The sequence below is a fragment of the Streptomyces sp. NPDC041784 genome, assembly GCF_055591025.1.
The window spans coordinates 422,102-438,056 of record NZ_JBVJAB010000005.1; the positions used below are offsets into that span (position 1 = coordinate 422,102).

A 15,955-nucleotide genomic window follows, 5' to 3' on the forward strand; every position below is an offset into this window, starting at 1 on the left:
CGTCTTTCACGATTTCCCTCGAATCTCGTCTCGAATCCCGGAGTCGGGGTGTCTGCTTGGCCGTATGTCGGGGTGGTGCGGGGGCCAGTCAGCCGGTGACGCGGAGCTCGACGAGCACCGAGCGCGGTCCGCCACTGGTCCCTTCACCGACGGACTTCCATGTGTTCTTGGGGACGTCGACCGAGGTGGTCTGTCCGTTCGCCGTGAGGTCGGCGCTGATCGGGTGGTCCGCGGCATCCAGGCCGAACACACGGGGCAGCTCCAGCGTGAGGTGGCCCGTCGTACCGATGGTCCTGAAGCAGTAGGTGTCCGCGCGGCCGGCGGCCGGGTCGCCGATGGTCTGGACCCGGATCTGCTGGGCGGCCAGGTCGCAGTCGGCCAGCAGGATGCGGCCGTCGCCCTTCTTCAGCTTGATTCCTTTTTCCGCCAGGATTTTGTCGGCACCCGGATAACCGTAGTCCTCGACCGCAGAAGGCGGGTTCGAGTTTTCCGGCGATGGTGGCGGATCATCGGCGGAAGCCACGGAAATACCGGTGAGCGTGGCGCACGTGACCACGATTCCGGAGACGATGAGATTTCGGGCACGGAAAGGCACCGAGAAGTCCCTTCTGGACATGGACATGCGTGGGCGGCAACCGGTCACGGTCGCAAAAATGCCCTGATAAGCCGGTGCGCGCAGGCGCCACCGGTCCCCCGTTCAAACCCCCTGAAGATATGAGCACGGCTGAGACATCGGCTGGTCAGGCCGGTCATCCGAAGCAAAGTCGAGGCATAGCATATATATAGAGCCGGCCAACGTCAACACATAATTCACCACCCCGCGCCAAGCCTGACGCAACACACCACAAAGCACCCATTGCCCGATCTGCACACTGTCGAAAAATGGCCTCCATAACGCGGTGAACGATAACTATTCTTACCCGTCGACCATTCGGCGACTCGTATTTCGGGGGTCGTCGCCGATTAACAGACAGGTACCCAGTGAATCGAAGAACTGACCAGTTCGATACCGCCGGGAAAGCCACACGTGTGATACGCAGAACGGCTCTGGGCCTGCTGCCCCTGGCCCTCGCCCTCGGCCTGCTGGGCGCACCGCCCGCAGCGGCGGCGGCAAGCACCGCAGCCGGTGTCCGGCTCGCCGCAGCCGGTGTCCGGCTCGCCGCCGCCGGGTCGGAGGTCACCGCCGCCGACCGCGGCCTGGTCCTCGACTACTGGCGGGAGGGCGGGCCCGGTGTCCGGGCGGCCGCCGAGGCGGCGCTGACCGGCAGCGACGCCGATGTGCAGACATTCCTCGCCGCCGCTGACAACCTGGTCTTCCAGGACGAGCGGGTGACCGCCGCGCAGATCGCGAGCGTCGGCGGTCCGGAGCTCATCGCCACGGCCCGCAAGGCGCTCGCCGGGACCCGCGAGGAGCTGGAGAGCTTCGTCAGCTGGGGCTGGGAAGCGCCGATGCGGCAGGACAACCGGGTCCGCGTCGCCCAGATCATCGACACGGCCGGGCCCAACGTCCAGGAGGCCGGGCGGAACGCGCTCAAGGGGAGCCCGGACGACGTACGGAAGTTCCTCACCGAGTTCCAGTACACCCAGCGCGAGCAGGACGAGCGCGTCCAGCTCGCCCAGGTCATCAGCGTGGGCGGCACCAACGTACGGGCGGCCGGGCGCATCGCGCTGAACGGCGGTGCGGCGGACATCCGGGAGTTCCTGGAGGTCGGTCAGTTCGTCGCCCGGGCCAAGGACCAGGAGCACGCCACCGTCGCCCAGCTCGCCGAGCAGGCGAAGGAGGCGGGACGGCAGGCCGTCGCGCAGACCGCTGCCGCCAAGGCAGAGTCCGCCAAGGCGGTGCAGGCTTCCCAGCTGGCCAAGGAGGCCGCACTGAAGGCCGCGGCCGAGGCCAAGGCCGCGAAGGACGACACGAACGAGGCCGCGCGAGCCGCCAAGCGTGCTGCCGCGGCCGCATCCCAGGCCGCCGTGTCCGCGCAGCGTGCCATCGACGCCGCGAACGCGGCGAACAACTCGGCCCGGGTGGCGGCCAACGCGGCCTCCCAGGCGGCCGCCGCTGCGGCCGGTGCCTCCCAGGCCGCCTCGCGTGCCCGTAACGCCGCCGCCGACGCCGCCGTGGACGCCAAGAACGCGGATGCCGCGAAGGTCGCCGCCGAGGCCGCGCAGAAGGCCGCCGACGGCGCCAACCTGGCCGCCGACGCCGCCGACCAAGCCGCCAAGGCCGCCGACGCGGCGGGCGACGCCGCCCACTCTGCGGCGAGCGCGGGCGCCAACGCCAACGCCGCCGCCGACGCCGCCGCCGACGCCGGCACCTACGCGGGCCAGTCGAGCGCGGCCGCCGCCGAGGCACGGGCCGCCGCCGCGGCCGCCAAGAGCCAAGCGGCCGAGGCGAACCGCGCCGCGAGCGCCGCCGAGACCCTTGCCCGCAAGGCGGCTACGGCGGCCCGCGAGGCCCGGGACGCGGCGAGGTCCGCGGCCACGCACGCGAAGAACGCCGGCGACGCGGCCCTGGACGCGGCCAAGCACGCCGGTGAGTCCGCGAAGGCCGCGGCGAGGTCCACGGAGCACGCGAACGCCGCGACCACGGCGGCGACCGCGGCCACCAACGCCGTGACCAAGGCCCAGCAGATCTTCACCCTCGCCCGTGAGGTCGAGACCGAGGAACTGCTCGGCCGCACCAACGCGGGCATCGAACTGGCCAAGCAGGACAAGGCCGAGGCCGACGCCCGCGCCGACGCGCAGGCAGCGCGGGTAAGGGCCACCAAGGACCGGGACACCGAACGGGACCGGCTGGTGGCCGAGGCCGCGAAGCCCGGCGCCGACCTCGCGGCCGTCGCTGAGCAGGGCCGCGACCTGGCCGTCCAAGTGATGAAGAACGGCACGGCATGGGGCCGCGTAGCCGCCGAGGCCGCCCTCGGCGGTACGGACGAGGTGGTCGTCGACTACCTGCGCAACGGCTGGAAGACCGCCAAGCAGCAGGACGAGCGCTCCTACGTCGAGCGGCTCGCGGAGGAGAGCGCCGACAAGGCCGTGCGCGACGCGGCCGAGACCGCGCTGGACGGCGACGCCGCCACCGTCTCCGAGTTCGTCGCCAACGGGCAGTACCAGGTCGGCGCGCAGGGCATGCGGGTCGCCATCGCCAAGGTCCTCGACGGCGCCGGCCCCGTCCTCACCGACGCGGGCCGGGCCGCCCTCGCCACGGGCGACCCGAAGAAGTACAGCGAGTTCCTCATCACCACCCAGCACCACGCGCGCACCCAGGACGAGCGGGTGCGGGCGGCACAGCTCATCGACAGCGGCACCCCCGAGGTGAAGTCTGCGGCCCGGGTCGCCCTGGCGGGCTCACCCCAGGCGCTGCACGCCTTCGTCGTCTCCGGGCAGTACAAGGCGCTGCGCAAGGATCACCTGTCCGCCACCCACGTGGCCCAGGTGCAGAAGCTGATCGCGGACGCCGCGAAGGTCGCGGCCACCGCCCAGCAGAACGCCGCGACCGCGCAGAAGGTCGCCGCCACCGCCCGCAAGGCGGCCGCCGAGGCCACCGAGTGGGCGAAGAAGGCGAACGACTCCAAGACCAAGGCGCAGGGGTACGCCGATCAGGCCGACCGGTACGCCAAGGACGCCGAGGCGTCGGCGGCCCAGGCGGCGGCCTCCGCCCGGACGGCCCGGGACGCCGCGAACCGCGCGGACGCCGACGCGGCGAGCGCCGCGAAGTCGGCGGCAGACGCCACGCTGTCCTCCGAGTCCGCGCAGGCTTCTGCGTCCACCGCGGCGTACCACGCCGACGAGGCGCGCAAGTCGGCCGTCGAGGCGGGCAAGGACGCGGACGCCGCGCTCAAGGCGGCCACCGAGGCGTTCACCATCGCGATCACCAAGTACCGCGAGGAGGAGGAGAAGCGGCGCAAGGCCGCCGTCGAGGCGAAGGAGGAGGCGGAGAACGGGCCGAGCCCGGCCGAGCAGTACCGCTGCCAGGGGTACATCCCGTGCGATCCGGAGGGCTTCGCCCGCTGGTGCCAGCACAAGGAGACCTACTGCGACATCCTCGCCCACGGCAAGGAGTTCGGCGACGCGATGGAGGAGCTCTGGAACATCCAGAAGGAGCTCCTCGGCATCAGCGGGTTCGAGGAGTGCCTCCAGAAGAAGGACTTCGACAGCTGCAAGGGCCTCGCCGTGGACGCCTTCCTCGGCGGCAAGCTCAAGGCGCTGGAGCGGGTCTACGACGAGCTGAAATGGCTGAAGCGCGGCTGCAAGATCGTCGACAAGGCACCGCTGCGGACGGCGACCAGGGCCGCGTTCACCACCGCTGCGGCAGCGGCGTCGAAGGGGGTGCCGTGCGGGGAGCACAGCGTTCCGGGGCTGCCCCGGGACGTCTCCGAGATCCCGGACTCCTTCGGCTGCGAGGCGTGCGCCGAGAAGATCCGGAAGAGTCTCGGGGGCGGCACGCTGTTCACGATCGAGCCGAAGCCCGGGGAGGACTTGCACCTTCCCCATTACCGGGAAAAGGACTCGGGTTGGTACCACCATGTGGTGGTGGTGTACAACGACCGGGTCTACGACGCCTGGACCGGGCGGGGCGGCGAGACCATCGCCGAGTACAAATCACGCTGGCGAAAGCCGCACACGCTCGACTTCGGTTTCTAGGAGCCTCATGATCGACAAGGATTTCGTCGAAGCCATCCGCGACAAGCCGGAAGCGTTCGGCCTGAACGGCACCTACTACCCGACCACCATGTTCCTCACGGGCGTGGACGTCAGCAGGTCGGGCGGGATGCTGCGCGGCTTCCGGGAGTGGCTGGTCGTCCGCCGGGACGAGTGCAACGGCCTCCAGTGGCATCAGCTCGTCCTCCTCGACCTGTTCCCCGACATGAAGCTCCAGGGCTGGAAGAACCCTGACCACTTCACCCCGGAGCAGCACGTCCGGGCCGTGGAACACCTCTTCTCGCTCGTTCTCGAATTCCTGTACGTACGGAGCAATCCGCGAGAGCTGGGACGCATGTACACGCGATACGAGGCGATGTACTCGCACATCCAGGGATAGGTCCGACCGGGAGAAAGCCCGGCGGCAAAGTCCGCCCCACCGAAACCCACCGGTGGGGCGGACTCTGTCGTGCGCCCGCCTCAGTCGAACCAGCGGTCCCGCGCCAGCTCCCCCGTCCGGGACGGGTCCTCCAGCAGCGCGGCCACCTCGAAGCGCCGCGGCCACTGCCCCGCCGCCCAGGCGAGGCCCGCGGCGACGCCCTCCAGGGTCGCGGCGTGCAGGACGCCGTCGTCGGTGAGGCGCCAGTCGATCTCCACGCCGTCGACGACGAGTTCCTCGTGTTCGACGTAGACGGACGGGGTGCGCGGGCCGAGGAGGACATGGACCGCTTCCGGGACGTCGTGCTCCGCACCCTCCGAGTCGATCCGTCCCGTCACGGACTCGCTCAGCCGCCGCACCTGGAACAGCTCGGCCAGCTCGGCGGCGCGGGCCGGCCGGACCGGGAGCAGCGGGACACCCTCGGTGAAGGGGAGCAGATCGGGCGAGTCGACGACGACCGCGTCGGCCGCGTCCACCACCTCCACCCGTCCGTCGACGACGGCCCGCAGGTCGTCCGGCAGGGTCACCCGCTCGGGGTCAAGCTCGGCCAGCGCGCCGTACAGGCCGTGCAGTTGGGCGGCGGACACGGGGCGCTCGGGGTCGGCGAGGCGCTCCAGCAGCTCGGCCGCGCCGCCGGGCTCGTCCAGGAGCGCGGCGACGGAGGTGCGCACGCCGAGCGCCCGCAGCACCTGCTCGTCGTCGAAGCCGGTCGCGTCGGCCTCGTCGTACAGGCCGTGCAGGAGGGGGTCCCCGCCCGCGGCGAGGAGGCCCGCCGGGCGGCGGCCGTCCAGGACCGGGTGCCCGCGCAGCCACCAGGCCGTGTAGGGCCGTACGACCTCGTGGGTGCCGTCGGGCAGCAGGACACGGACGGGCTGGGTGAGGGCGTCGCGCAGGGGCGGCTGGGCGAGCAGGGCGAGGGCCTGCGGCCAGCGGTCGTCGTCGACGAGGTCGAGATCGCGGACGGCGACGAGTTCGGTGGCCACGGGCGGCACCGGGGAGTCGGGGAAGCGGTCGAGGATGTCCTCGGACCAGACGTCCACGGCGTCGAGCAGACCGGCGTCGTCGGGTTCGGCGAAGTCGCCCTCGCGCGGCTCCAGTTCGTCCGGGTCGAGGACGACGTCCGTGGCGCGGACGAGCGCGAAGTTGGCGAGGACACCGCAGGCGGCGAGCGGCTGCTCGCCCCACCTGTCCGCCAATTCGGCGTCCACGGCGGCGAGTTCGTCCTCGCGGATGACGGAGGCGAACGGGCTGCCGGGCAGGACGAGTTCACCGGCGGGGACGAGTTCGCCGTCCTCGTCGGGGAGGGCGAGCGCGCCCAGCCAGGGTTCGTCGCCGGGCTCCAGGCCCGCGTCGCGGACCAGGGCGAGGACGGTGTCCGCCAGTTCCTCGGCGTCCGGGGTGCCCCGGTCGTCGTCCCAGGCGCCGGTGTCGTCGTCCAGGGACGCGGCGACGGCGGCCCGCACCTGCGGGGTGGTGAGCACCGCGCGGGGCGTGGCGGGCAGGGCGCCGAGCTTCTCCAGGAGCGGGTGCGCGGCGTCCGGGTGGGCGACCTTGAGGCCGAGCCGGGCCAGGAGGTCCGGGTCGGCGCTCGCCGTGTCCGTGGTGGGCAGCAGGACCTGGCGGGGGCCGATGGTGGTCCTGCCGTCGGCGAGCGGCACGGGCAGGCCGGAGAGCCGGTCCGGGTCGACGCCGGCCAGGCTCTCGTAGAGCCGGTGCCACCAGTCCGCGGACTTCTCCAGGCCCGCCAGGCGGTCGATCGCGTCGGCGAGCGGGATCCGGGCGACCTCGAGGGTGCGCAGCTCCACCCGCCGTTCGAGACCGGCGGGCAGCAGGGTGGGGAGTACCTCGGCCAGCACCCGTACGGTGTCGGCGCCGGCGCCCTCGACGACCTCGGCGTCCCGGGGGCGGAGGGCCTCGGGGAGGTGGTCCGCGTCGCCCTCGCCGGCCTCGCCGTCCTTGGCGGGAGCCACGGCGGGCGGCAGGAACGCCGTGCGGGGCAGCCTGTCGAGGATGGCCCGGCGCAGGGCGCCGTCCAGCTCGCCCTTGCCCAGCGGGCCGGGCACGAGGTCGATGACACCGGCGGTCACCGGCCGCCACTCGGCGAGGAGGCCGGCGTACGCGTCCGCCGCGCGCTCCACCAGGTGGTCGGTGAGCGGTCCGGGAGCGGCGTGCCGACGGGTGGTGTCGAGCGGGAAGGAGGCGATGAGCAGGGCGGGGACGCCGAGCTGCTCGTCGCTGGGGGTCGGGGCGTGCACGACCGGGCTGGTGCGGGGGCGCGCCGGGGCGCCGTCCGGGGTGACGGGTACGGCCCAGGTGACCGACCAGTGCGGACGCAGCCGCTCCTCGACCGGGCGGTCGGCGAGGAGGTCGGGGGCGAGCGGGCCGTGCGCGGCGGTCGTACGCCAGTGAGTGGTGCCGTGTTCCGTGTCCGCCACGACGGTGAGGGGGCCGTCGGCGGAACGCAGCAGGGTGCGCGGGGCGCCGCCGTCGATCTCGATCACGACCTCCTCCATGCCCGGGAGGGCGAGGAGCAGGGCGTCGTCCACGGCGGTGAGCAGCCGCTCGGCGAGGTCGGCCGCGGCCGCGTCGCGCAGCGGGAGGATGACGGCCGTGTCGTACGGGTCCGGGGCGGTGCCCTCCGCGGCGAAGGGGAGCCTCAGGAGGGGCACGTGGCCGTCGCGGCGGCGGATCTCGTCGCCGAGGCCGGGGCTGTGCCGGGCGGTGTCCCTGGCCAGCTCGCGGGCCTCGGCGAGGGCCCAGCGGACGCCGCCGTGCCGGCCGACGACGGCGGGCTCGTCGGTGACGGCGAGCACGGCGGCGAAGCCGACGCCGAAGCGGCCGACCGCGCCCTGGTGCGTCTCGCGCTTGGCGGAGGCGCGGAGGGTGGCGAGGGACTCGACGCCGGCGGCGTCCAGGGGAGCGCCGGTGTTCGCGGCGACGAGGACGCCGTCGCGGAGGGTGAGGCGGAGCCGGCCGGGGACGCCGGCGCGGGCGGCGGCGTCGGCGGCGTTCTGCGCGAGCTCCACGACGAGGCGGTCGCGGTAGCCGCCGAGGACGAGATCCTCCTCGGCGTTGGCGTCCTCCCGGAAACGGGCGGGACTCGTGGCCCAGGCGTCCAGAACTCCGCGGCGTAGGCGGGCCGTACCGAAGGGGTCAGCGCCCTCGGCAGCCGGCCGCACGAACTTGCTCACGTTCACTCTCCTCGTCGGCGTGAGGACGAAGGTACCGGGTGCCGCGACGGGGCCCGCCCGCTCGGTGAGCCGAGAGCTCCCCCCACCCCGGGGCTCCGCCCCGGACCCCGGCGGGCGCTCCGTCCCCTGCGCCCCTGAGGGACACTCCCGCGCCCCTGGTGCCCCCTGGGGGCATCAGGCCGCCTCTGGGGGCAAGGCGGGCCCAGCCGCCTCGCCCGGCCCCCTCCGCCCGCCTACAAGGCTTCCGGGGCCGGCCCGAAAAACATCCGCCCCTACGAGTGCCCCAGCTCCGCCGCGTCCTCGTCCGTCGTCGGCGGGACCGAGCCCGAGTCGGGGGCCGGGCGCAGGGGGAACGGGTCCACCCGGGTCTCGTCGATCACCGGCGGAGCCGGCCGCGGGGGCGTGGGCATGACCGCCGCCTCCGAGTGGCCGCCGCAGCCGTAGGAGAGCGCGACGACCCGGCCGTCCGCCGGGGCGAACTCGTTGGCGCAGACGCCGAAGGCCTGGCCGAGGGAGCCGCCGATCGGCTGGAGGAAACCGCAGCTGACACAGGACGCGGGGGCCGCCTGGGCCATGGGGGTCTTGGGGCCGTAGGCCTCCTCCCAGCGGTCGGCGGCGGTGTGCAGGCCGTAGCGGGAGAGGACCCGGGCGCGGCGCATGCCGAGTTCCTCGGCGACCGCCGAGATCGAACCCCGCTTCGGCGCGGCCCGCAGCGCGGCCGTCAGGTCCGCGTCCTCCGCCTCGGCCAGTTCCGCCATCTCCTCGGAGACCGGAGAGTTCGGCGGGGGCTCCTCCTCGCCGGTGTAGCCCGGTTCGAGACGGAGATCCTCGGCGTCGGTGGGCAGGAGGTCGCCCGGACCCATGTCGCCGGGGCGCAGCCGCTCGCTCCACGGGACCCACTCGGGCGCGAGGACCGCGTCGGGGCCGGGGAGCAGGACCACCTCGTTCAGCGTGACGATCTTGGCGCGGGAGGCGCGGGCCACCGTCGCCGCCCAGCGCCAGCCGCGGTAGCCGAGTTCCTTGCACTCGAAGTAGTGCGTGACCACACGGTCGCCCTCGGCGAGCAGGCCCACGTGCTCGCCGACGACGCCGGGCGCGGCGGCCTCCTCGGCTGCGGCGCGGGCGAGGTCGACGGCCTCGGCGCACAGGCGGTCGGGGGTGCGGCTTCGCGTGGTCGCTGCGCTCACAGGTATCGCTTCTCTCCTACGCCGTCTCTCGAGTGCGCCGGCCTGAAGGCGTGGGTGCGGACGGAGCGGACCAGGGGGCCGCGTCGACGTCCGCGCCCGATCGCGCTCGGGCGCACCTGCTGTCATCCATTCTGCGGGATGGCCGGGAGGCGCGCGGCCGAGAACAATCGCCACGGCGCGCTACGCACGCTACCTGTTCGCGGACGCTCGGCCTACACCGACGGGACGTTTCCCGCCCCTCGTCCGGTCCCCGGACCGTCCCCGACCCCCGCCATCAGCGGTCTCATGCCACCCCGCGCGCCCCCGGAAACTCAGAAACCGACACCGCCGTACGCGCGGTAACCGCACTACGGACGGCTTTCTCGGGGCACTATGACGGGGTGGCAGCCGCACGAACACCCCAGGGCGCCACCGGGACCGGTGGGACCAAGGGGTTCAAGGGGAGGAGCCGGACCGGCGGTTCGGGCCGGGTCGGTGGATCCGTGCGCGCTGTCGGACGTGCCCTGCACTTCCCGTTCACCGGCACGGCCCGCGGTATCCGGAAGGCCACGCACGCGCACGGCGCCGGTGAGTCCGGCCTCGGCAAGCTGATCGAGCTGCACGCGGTGAACGGCGCCGGCGATGTGATGATCACCATCGCGCTCGCCTCCACGGTCTTCTTCTCCGTCCCGACCGACGAGGCCCGCGGCCGGGTCGCGCTCTACCTCGCGATCACGATGGCGCCCTTCACGGTCCTGGCCCCGGTGATCGGCCCGCTCCTCGACCGGATTCCGCACGGGCGGCGGGCCGCCATGGCGGGCGCCATGTTCGCGCGGGCGCTGCTCGCGCTCGTCCTGTCGGGGGCGGTCGTCACCGGCAGCATCCAGCTGTATCCGGCGGCCCTCGGGGTGCTGGTCGCCTCGAAGGCGTACGGAGTGGTGCGCAGCGCGGTCGTGCCACGGCTGCTGCCGCCCACGTTCTCCCTGGTCAAGGCGAACTCCCGGGTGACCCTCGGCGGCCTGCTGGCCACCGGGGTCGCCGCGCCGATCGGGGCGGGGCTCCAGGCGCTCGGGCCGCGCTGGCCGCTCTACGGCGCGTTCGTGATCTTCATCGCCGGTACGTTCCTGTCGTTCACGCTGCCCCACAAGGTCGACTCCGCCAAGGGCGAGGACGTGGCACTGCTCGCCGCCGACGAGCAGCATCTGCACGGCCCTCACCGGCAGCCGGTCAAGCGGCCGAGCCTCAGGACGGTCGGCATCGCCGTCACCCACGCGCTGGGCGCCAACGCGGCGCTGCGCTGGCTGTCCGGGTTCCTGACCTTCTTCCTGGCGTTCCTGCTGCGCGAGCACCCGATGACCGGACAGAGCGCGGCGCTGTCGCTGGGCATGGTGGCGGTCTCGGCGGGCGTGGGCAACGCGCTCGGTACGTCGGTGGGGGCGGCGCTGCGGTCGCGGGCGCCGGAGCTGATCATCGTGACGGTGCTGGCGGTCGTACTGGGCGCGGCGATCACGGCGGCCGTGTTCTTCGGGGCGGTGGTGGTGGCGGGCCTGGCGGCGGTCGCCGGGTTCTCGCAGGCACTGTCCAAGCTGTCGCTGGACGCGCTGATCCAGCGGGACGTGCCGGAGCTGGTGCGGACGTCGGCGTTCGCCCGCTCGGAGACGCTGCTCCAGGTGTCCTGGGTGTTCGGGGGCGCGGTCGGCATCGCCATGCCGCTGAACGGAACGCTGGGCCTGTCGGTGGCCGCCTGTGTGCTCGCCACCGGCTGGCTGACGACCGCCCGCGGGCTGATCGGCTCGGCCCGGCACGGCAGCTCGCCCAGGTCCCGGGTGGAATGATCACGCACCCGCCCCGACCCCGGCCCCGACCTCGGCCGGGCCCCGCGTGGCGTAACACACAGCCACGCCGTACCCCGCGTAGGGAGCGGGCCGCGCGTGCCCGATAGCCTTCGGCCATGACCTCGATGCCCTGCGGCGGAGCCGCTGATGTACACGGCGTTGCCCGACGCCGCCGCGCCGTCGCCGTCGCCGGCGCCGTGTCCGCCGGACTGCTCGTCCTGTCGGCCTGCGACAAGCCGACGCCGATGTCCACGATCACCGTCGGCCGCACCTCGGTCAGCTCCGAGGCCACCTGTGGCGGCCACGACAAGGCGCTGAGCGCCGCGGACCTGACGAAGTGCCTGAAGGACGAGGACATCAAGTCCATCAGCGTCGACCCGGACGAGACCGTCCGTTTCGGCGTCGACCCGGACGTCGCCGACCAGCGCTGGACGATCCTGATGAACGGCCAGCCGCTCACCGAGGACAGCGGCAAGACCTACCGCACCATCCCGGGCAGCGTGTTCTTCAACGCCCAGTACGGCGCCCAGGGCGACTCCACCCTCGTCTCCATCAAGGCGGGCGACGGCAAGAAGGACAGCCAGACGGTGACCGGCCTGTGGTCGTTCAAGCTCAAGAAGGACGACTGACCACGTCCCGCGTCCGAGTCCTCGTCGCCACCGCGGTCCCCGCCGAACGGGACGCGGTGGCGGAGGCGTTCCCGGATCCCGGCCGGGAGGTACGGCTGCCCGGCGTGACCCTGCGCCGCACCGGTGCGGGATGCGACCTCCTCGCCGCCGGTGTCGGCCCCGCGCTCGCCGCCGCGTCCGTCTCCGCCGCCCTCACCGCCGCCGCCCTCGACCGCACCCCGTACACGCTCGTGGTCTCGGCCGGGATCGCCGGCGGCTTCGCGCCCGGGGCGCCCGTCGGCTCCCTGGTCGTCGCCGACGAGATCACCGTCGCCGACCTGGGCGCCGAGAGCCCCGACGGCTTCCTGCCGGTGACCGAGCTGGGCTTCGGGACCGTCACCCACCGCCCGCCCGCGTCCCTCGTACGGGAGGCCGCGACCGTCACCGGGGCGCACGCCGGCGCCGTGCTGACCGTGTCCACGGTCACCGGGACCGCCGAGCGGGCCGCCGTACTGCGCGCGCGCCACCCGGGGGCGCTGGCCGAGGCCATGGAGGGCTTCGGGGTCGCCGAGGCGGCCGCCGCGCACGGCACGCCCGTCCTGGAGATCCGCGCGGTCTCCAACCCCGTCGGCCCCCGCGACCGCGCGGCCTGGCGCATCGGCGACGCGCTCGCCGCGCTCACCGCGGCCTTCGGGAAGCTCGCGCCCGTCCTGGAGAGTTGGCACCCGTATGACCAGTGACCAGAAGCTGCGCATCGCGTACTCGCCCTGTCCCAACGACACCTTCGTCTTCGACGCCCTCGCGCACGGCCGGGTGCCGGGTGGGCCGGCGCTCGACGTGACGTTCGCGGACATCGACCTCACCAACGGCATGGCCGAGCGCGGCGAGTTCGACGTCCTGAAAGTGTCGTACGCGGTGCTGCCGTACGTCCTCGGCGACTACGCGCTGCTGCCCTGCGGGGGCGCGCTGGGCCGGGGCTGCGGGCCGCTGGTGCTGACCCGGGAGGCCGGGCTCGAACTGACGGGGCGGACGGTCGCCGTGCCGAGCGAGACGTCGACGGCGTATCTGCTGTTCCGGCTGTGGGCGGCGGACACCGTCCCCGGCGGGGTCGGCGAGATCGTGGTGCTGCCGTTCCACGAGATCATGCCGGCCGTCCGGGACGGCCGGGTCGACGCGGGGCTCGTGATCCACGAGGCACGCTTCACGTACCAGAACTACGGGCTGCACAGGCTCGCCGACCTGGGCGAGCACTGGGAGTCGACGACCGGGCTGCCCATCCCGCTCGGCGCGATCATCGCCCGGCGGTCCCTGGGCGCCGAGACCCTGACCGGGCTCGCCGACGCGATCCGCGCCTCGGTGCGCGCCGCCTGGGACGCCCCGGAGGTCTCCCGCCCGTACGTCATGGAGCACGCCCAGGAGATGGACCCGTCCGTCGCCGACCAGCACATCGGGCTGTACGTCAACGAGTTCACGGCGGAACTCGGCGAGGACGGTTATGCCGCGGTGCGCGGGCTGCTGACCCGCGCGGCGGCCGAGGGGCTGGTACCGCCCCTCGGTCCGGACGCTCTTTCGTTTCCCTGAACCGGACGTGAGCCCGACCTGAGCCGGACGTCCGAGCTACACGTCCAGTTGGTCGGCGACGGCGCGCAGCAGGCCGGCGATCTTCTTGCCGGAGGTCTTCTCGGGGTAGCGGCCCTTCTCGAGCATCGGCGTGATGTTCTCGAGAAGGGTCGTCAGATCCTGGACGATGGAGGCCAGTTCGTCGGGCTTCTTGCGCTGGGCCGCCGCGACCGACGGGGTCGGGTCGAGGACGACGACGGAGAGTGCCTGGTCACCGCGCTGTCCGGCGACGACGCCGAACTCCACTCGCTGGCCCGGCTTCAGCGTCTCGACTCCGGCGGGGAGGACCGAGGAATGGACGAAGACGTCACCGCCGTCGTCGCGGGAGAGAAAGCCGAAGCCCTTCTCGCTGTTGAACCACTTGACCTTGCCGGTAGGCACGTCTGTCCTCGTCCTCGTACTCGTCGGAAAACTGCTTCGGAAAACAGTTCTGGAACGGCTCTTGATAGCAGTCGGGCGGGTCGACCATGACCCGCCGGTCCAAGGCTAATGGTCTTCGGGCGGCTGACAAGACGTCGCCCGGTTGTTCCTTCGCGCTGGGAACTACCCTGGTCCGGTGCGTGACAAAACCCAAACGAATTCCGCCGCTCCCGGTGACCGACTGATCCGTGCCGGTGCCATCGTGTTCTTCGTCGGCACCGTGGCCACCCTCGTCACGGTCGCCCCTCTGTTCCTCGGTACGACGCCATTTCCGACGTACATGTTCGGATTGAGCATGCTCATGGGCGTCGGCTTCCTGATCGCGGGCGCCGGAGTGCTGCGTTCCGCCGCGGCGGGACGGCGTCAGGCGCGCGGCGCCGCCAGGTAGCCGGCCAGCCAGTCCGGGAACTCCGTGAGGTCGGCGAGGACGACGTCCGCGCCCGCCTCCCACAGTTCCTCGGCCGGGCACGGTCCGGTCGGCACGGTGACCGACAGGGCGTCGGCACCGCGCGCCCCGCGGACGTCTCCCACGTGGTCGCCGACGTACACGCGCGCGCCGTGCTCGCGCAGCGCCGCCGACTTCTGCTCGGCCCACAGGTTGCCGATGACCGCGTCGGCGTCGATGCCGAGGTGCTCCAGGTGCAGCTTGGCGTTGGGCTCCCACTTGGCGGTGACGACGATCGCGCGCCCGCCCGCGGCCCGCACGGCCCGGACCGCCTCCCGGGCGCCGGGCATCGCGAGCGTGCCCTCGACGGCGTGGGCCGGATAGATCTCGCGGTAGAGGGTGGTCACGGCCGCGACCCGCTCGGCCGGGAACCATTGGGCTATCTCCGTCTCCAGCGGCGGCCCGAGCCGGGTGACGACGAGGTCGGCGTCGATGTACGTCCCCGTCCGCGCGGACAGTTCCACGTAGCAGGCGTGGATGCCGGGCCGGGAGTCGATGAGGGTCATGTCGAGGTCGAAGCCGACGGTGGGGGCAGGAGACGTCATGGGGCCATTCTGCCCATCCCGCGCCCGGCCCCCTTTCCCCGGGCGTTCCTCTCGTCGTTCTCGCTCGTCTCGTCGGCTACTTCTGCCGGCGTGAACGCCAGACCAGGAACAACGCCGTCGCGACGGCCGCGCCCCGCACGACCCAGGGCCAGGTCTCGGCGAGCGCGTCGCTCATCCGCCCCTCGGCGATGGGCTCGCCCCAGCGGCCGTCGGACCGGCCCCACAGCCAGACGATCCCGGCGGCGACCGCGAGCCCCGGCAGCCACATGACGGCGAACTTCGTCTCCCGCTCCGTCAGCCGGTGCGAGGCGTAGGCGATGAGCCAGCCCAGGATCAGCGCGAACCAGTTGCCGAGCACCGCGCCCGCGACGAGCGACGCGGCGGCGAGGAGCAGCAGGGGGTTGTTCCAGCCACCGCCACCGCCGCCGCCGGAGCGCAGGGGGCGCAGCAGTCGGCGGCGGCCGGCCGGGGCGTCCTCGTCGGCGGCCGGCTCCGCCTCCTTCACGGCCGTCGGCGCGGGCTCCTCGGGCCGCGGCGGCTTCAGCAGGTCCGGGATCTCCACGCCCCCGACGAAGCCCGGCACCTCGTCGCCGGCCGCGAAGGAATCCGGTTCGCCGCGCCACCAGTCGGGCGGCTCCACCCCGTCGCCCGGCCGGGGACGGGGCACCCTGCCCCGGATCTCCTCCGGCCGCGGCCGGGCCTCGTCCTCGCGTTGCACGGGCACGGAGGGCGCCGGTGCCTGCGGCGCGCCGGTACCGCCGTCGGCGGCGGCCGCGACGACGTCGTCGGGGTCGCCGAGGCGCTCGATGATGCGGCGGACGGCGGCGGGCGAGTCGACGGGCGCCTTGGCGCGGCGCCGGTCGATCTCGTTGCGCAGCTCGGAGACGAGCCGCATCCGGGTGGCCGAGGACAGTTGTTGCTGCTGGGCGACGTCACCGACGCGGCTCAGATACTCGTAGACGACCTGGTCGCTCTCGATCCCCACGGGGGCACGTTATCGCGCGGGCCGAAGCGGGGGTCCGGGGACGCAGCCCCCGGCGGACGCCAACCG

At 73.2% G+C, this 15,955-nt stretch carries 13 protein-coding genes; 7 read left to right on the forward strand and 6 right to left on the reverse strand.

Annotation, left to right across the window (positions count from 1 at the left end; all coding sequences use genetic code 11):
* Positions 1-88: 88 nt before the first annotated feature.
* Positions 89-622, reverse strand: coding sequence for a hypothetical protein (locus ACZ6D7_RS14220; protein WP_469489253.1), 534 nt, complete (start codon positions 620-622; stop codon positions 89-91).
* Positions 623-1,029: 407 nt separating this feature from the next.
* On the opposite strand from ACZ6D7_RS14220, the gene ACZ6D7_RS14225 reads away from it, so the two are divergent.
* Together ACZ6D7_RS14225 and ACZ6D7_RS14230 are read left to right on the forward strand one after the other, a co-directional pair.
* Positions 1,030-4,638 carry an ALF repeat-containing protein gene (locus tag ACZ6D7_RS14225; protein ID WP_469489258.1) on the forward strand — a complete coding sequence of 1,203 codons (3,609 nt, stop codon included), beginning with the start codon at positions 1,030-1,032 and terminating at the stop codon, positions 4,636-4,638.
* Positions 4,639-4,645: 7 nt separating this feature from the next.
* On the forward strand, positions 4,646-5,035 hold the full coding sequence (locus tag ACZ6D7_RS14230) for a hypothetical protein (RefSeq protein ID WP_469489261.1): 390 nt from the start codon (positions 4,646-4,648) through the stop codon (positions 5,033-5,035).
* Positions 5,036-5,115: 80 nt separating this feature from the next.
* Here ACZ6D7_RS14230 and ACZ6D7_RS14235 read toward each other — a convergent pair whose 3' ends face one another.
* Positions 5,116-8,265, reverse strand: coding sequence for a sacsin N-terminal ATP-binding-like domain-containing protein (locus tag ACZ6D7_RS14235; protein ID WP_469489264.1), 3,150 nt, complete (start codon positions 8,263-8,265; stop codon positions 5,116-5,118).
* A gap of 272 nt (positions 8,266-8,537) precedes the next feature.
* Positions 8,538-9,452: a DUF3027 domain-containing protein gene (locus ACZ6D7_RS14240; RefSeq protein ID WP_469489267.1), complete on the reverse strand. Its 915-nt coding sequence runs from the start codon at positions 9,450-9,452 to the stop codon at positions 8,538-8,540.
* A 380-nt stretch (positions 9,453-9,832) separates the two neighbouring features.
* Between ACZ6D7_RS14240 and ACZ6D7_RS14245 the strand changes: the two genes are divergently transcribed.
* The 4 genes from ACZ6D7_RS14245 (at position 9,833) to ACZ6D7_RS14260 (ending at position 13,455) form a co-directional block, all read left to right on the forward strand.
* The gene (locus tag ACZ6D7_RS14245) at positions 9,833-11,266 is read left to right on the forward strand and encodes an MFS transporter (RefSeq protein WP_469489270.1); all 1,434 of its coding nucleotides are present in this window, start codon (positions 9,833-9,835) and stop codon (positions 11,264-11,266) included.
* A 116-nt stretch (positions 11,267-11,382) separates the two neighbouring features.
* The gene (locus ACZ6D7_RS14250; protein WP_469489273.1) at positions 11,383-11,895 is read left to right on the forward strand and encodes a DUF2771 domain-containing protein; all 513 of its coding nucleotides are present in this window, start codon (positions 11,383-11,385) and stop codon (positions 11,893-11,895) included.
* Positions 11,865-12,614, forward strand: coding sequence for a futalosine hydrolase (locus ACZ6D7_RS14255; protein WP_469489276.1), 750 nt, complete (start codon positions 11,865-11,867; stop codon positions 12,612-12,614). Before ACZ6D7_RS14250 ends, ACZ6D7_RS14255 begins: the two co-directional genes overlap by 31 nt.
* Positions 12,604-13,455, forward strand: coding sequence for a 1,4-dihydroxy-6-naphthoate synthase (locus ACZ6D7_RS14260; protein ID WP_469489279.1), 852 nt, complete (start codon positions 12,604-12,606; stop codon positions 13,453-13,455). The genes ACZ6D7_RS14255 and ACZ6D7_RS14260 overlap by 11 nt, the downstream gene beginning before the upstream one ends.
* Positions 13,456-13,491: 36 nt before the next feature.
* On the opposite strand, the gene ACZ6D7_RS14265 is transcribed toward ACZ6D7_RS14260, so the two are convergent.
* Positions 13,492-13,875: a cold-shock protein gene (locus ACZ6D7_RS14265; protein ID WP_073497962.1), complete on the reverse strand. Its 384-nt coding sequence runs from the start codon at positions 13,873-13,875 to the stop codon at positions 13,492-13,494.
* A 175-nt stretch (positions 13,876-14,050) separates the two neighbouring features.
* Between ACZ6D7_RS14265 and ACZ6D7_RS14270 the strand changes: the two genes are divergently transcribed.
* Positions 14,051-14,302, forward strand: coding sequence for a hypothetical protein (locus ACZ6D7_RS14270; RefSeq protein ID WP_469489283.1), 252 nt, complete (start codon positions 14,051-14,053; stop codon positions 14,300-14,302).
* Here the strand turns inward: ACZ6D7_RS14270 and ACZ6D7_RS14275 are convergent.
* Both ACZ6D7_RS14275 and ACZ6D7_RS14280 read right to left on the reverse strand, forming a co-directional pair.
* The gene (locus ACZ6D7_RS14275) at positions 14,278-14,904 is read right to left on the reverse strand and encodes an HAD family hydrolase (protein WP_469489286.1); all 627 of its coding nucleotides are present in this window, start codon (positions 14,902-14,904) and stop codon (positions 14,278-14,280) included. The two genes, ACZ6D7_RS14270 and ACZ6D7_RS14275, sit on opposite strands and share 25 nt — an antisense overlap.
* Before the next feature lie 76 nt (positions 14,905-14,980).
* Positions 14,981-15,889, reverse strand: coding sequence for a hypothetical protein (locus ACZ6D7_RS14280; RefSeq protein WP_469489290.1), 909 nt, complete (start codon positions 15,887-15,889; stop codon positions 14,981-14,983).
* Between the last annotated feature and the right edge of the window lie 66 nt (positions 15,890-15,955).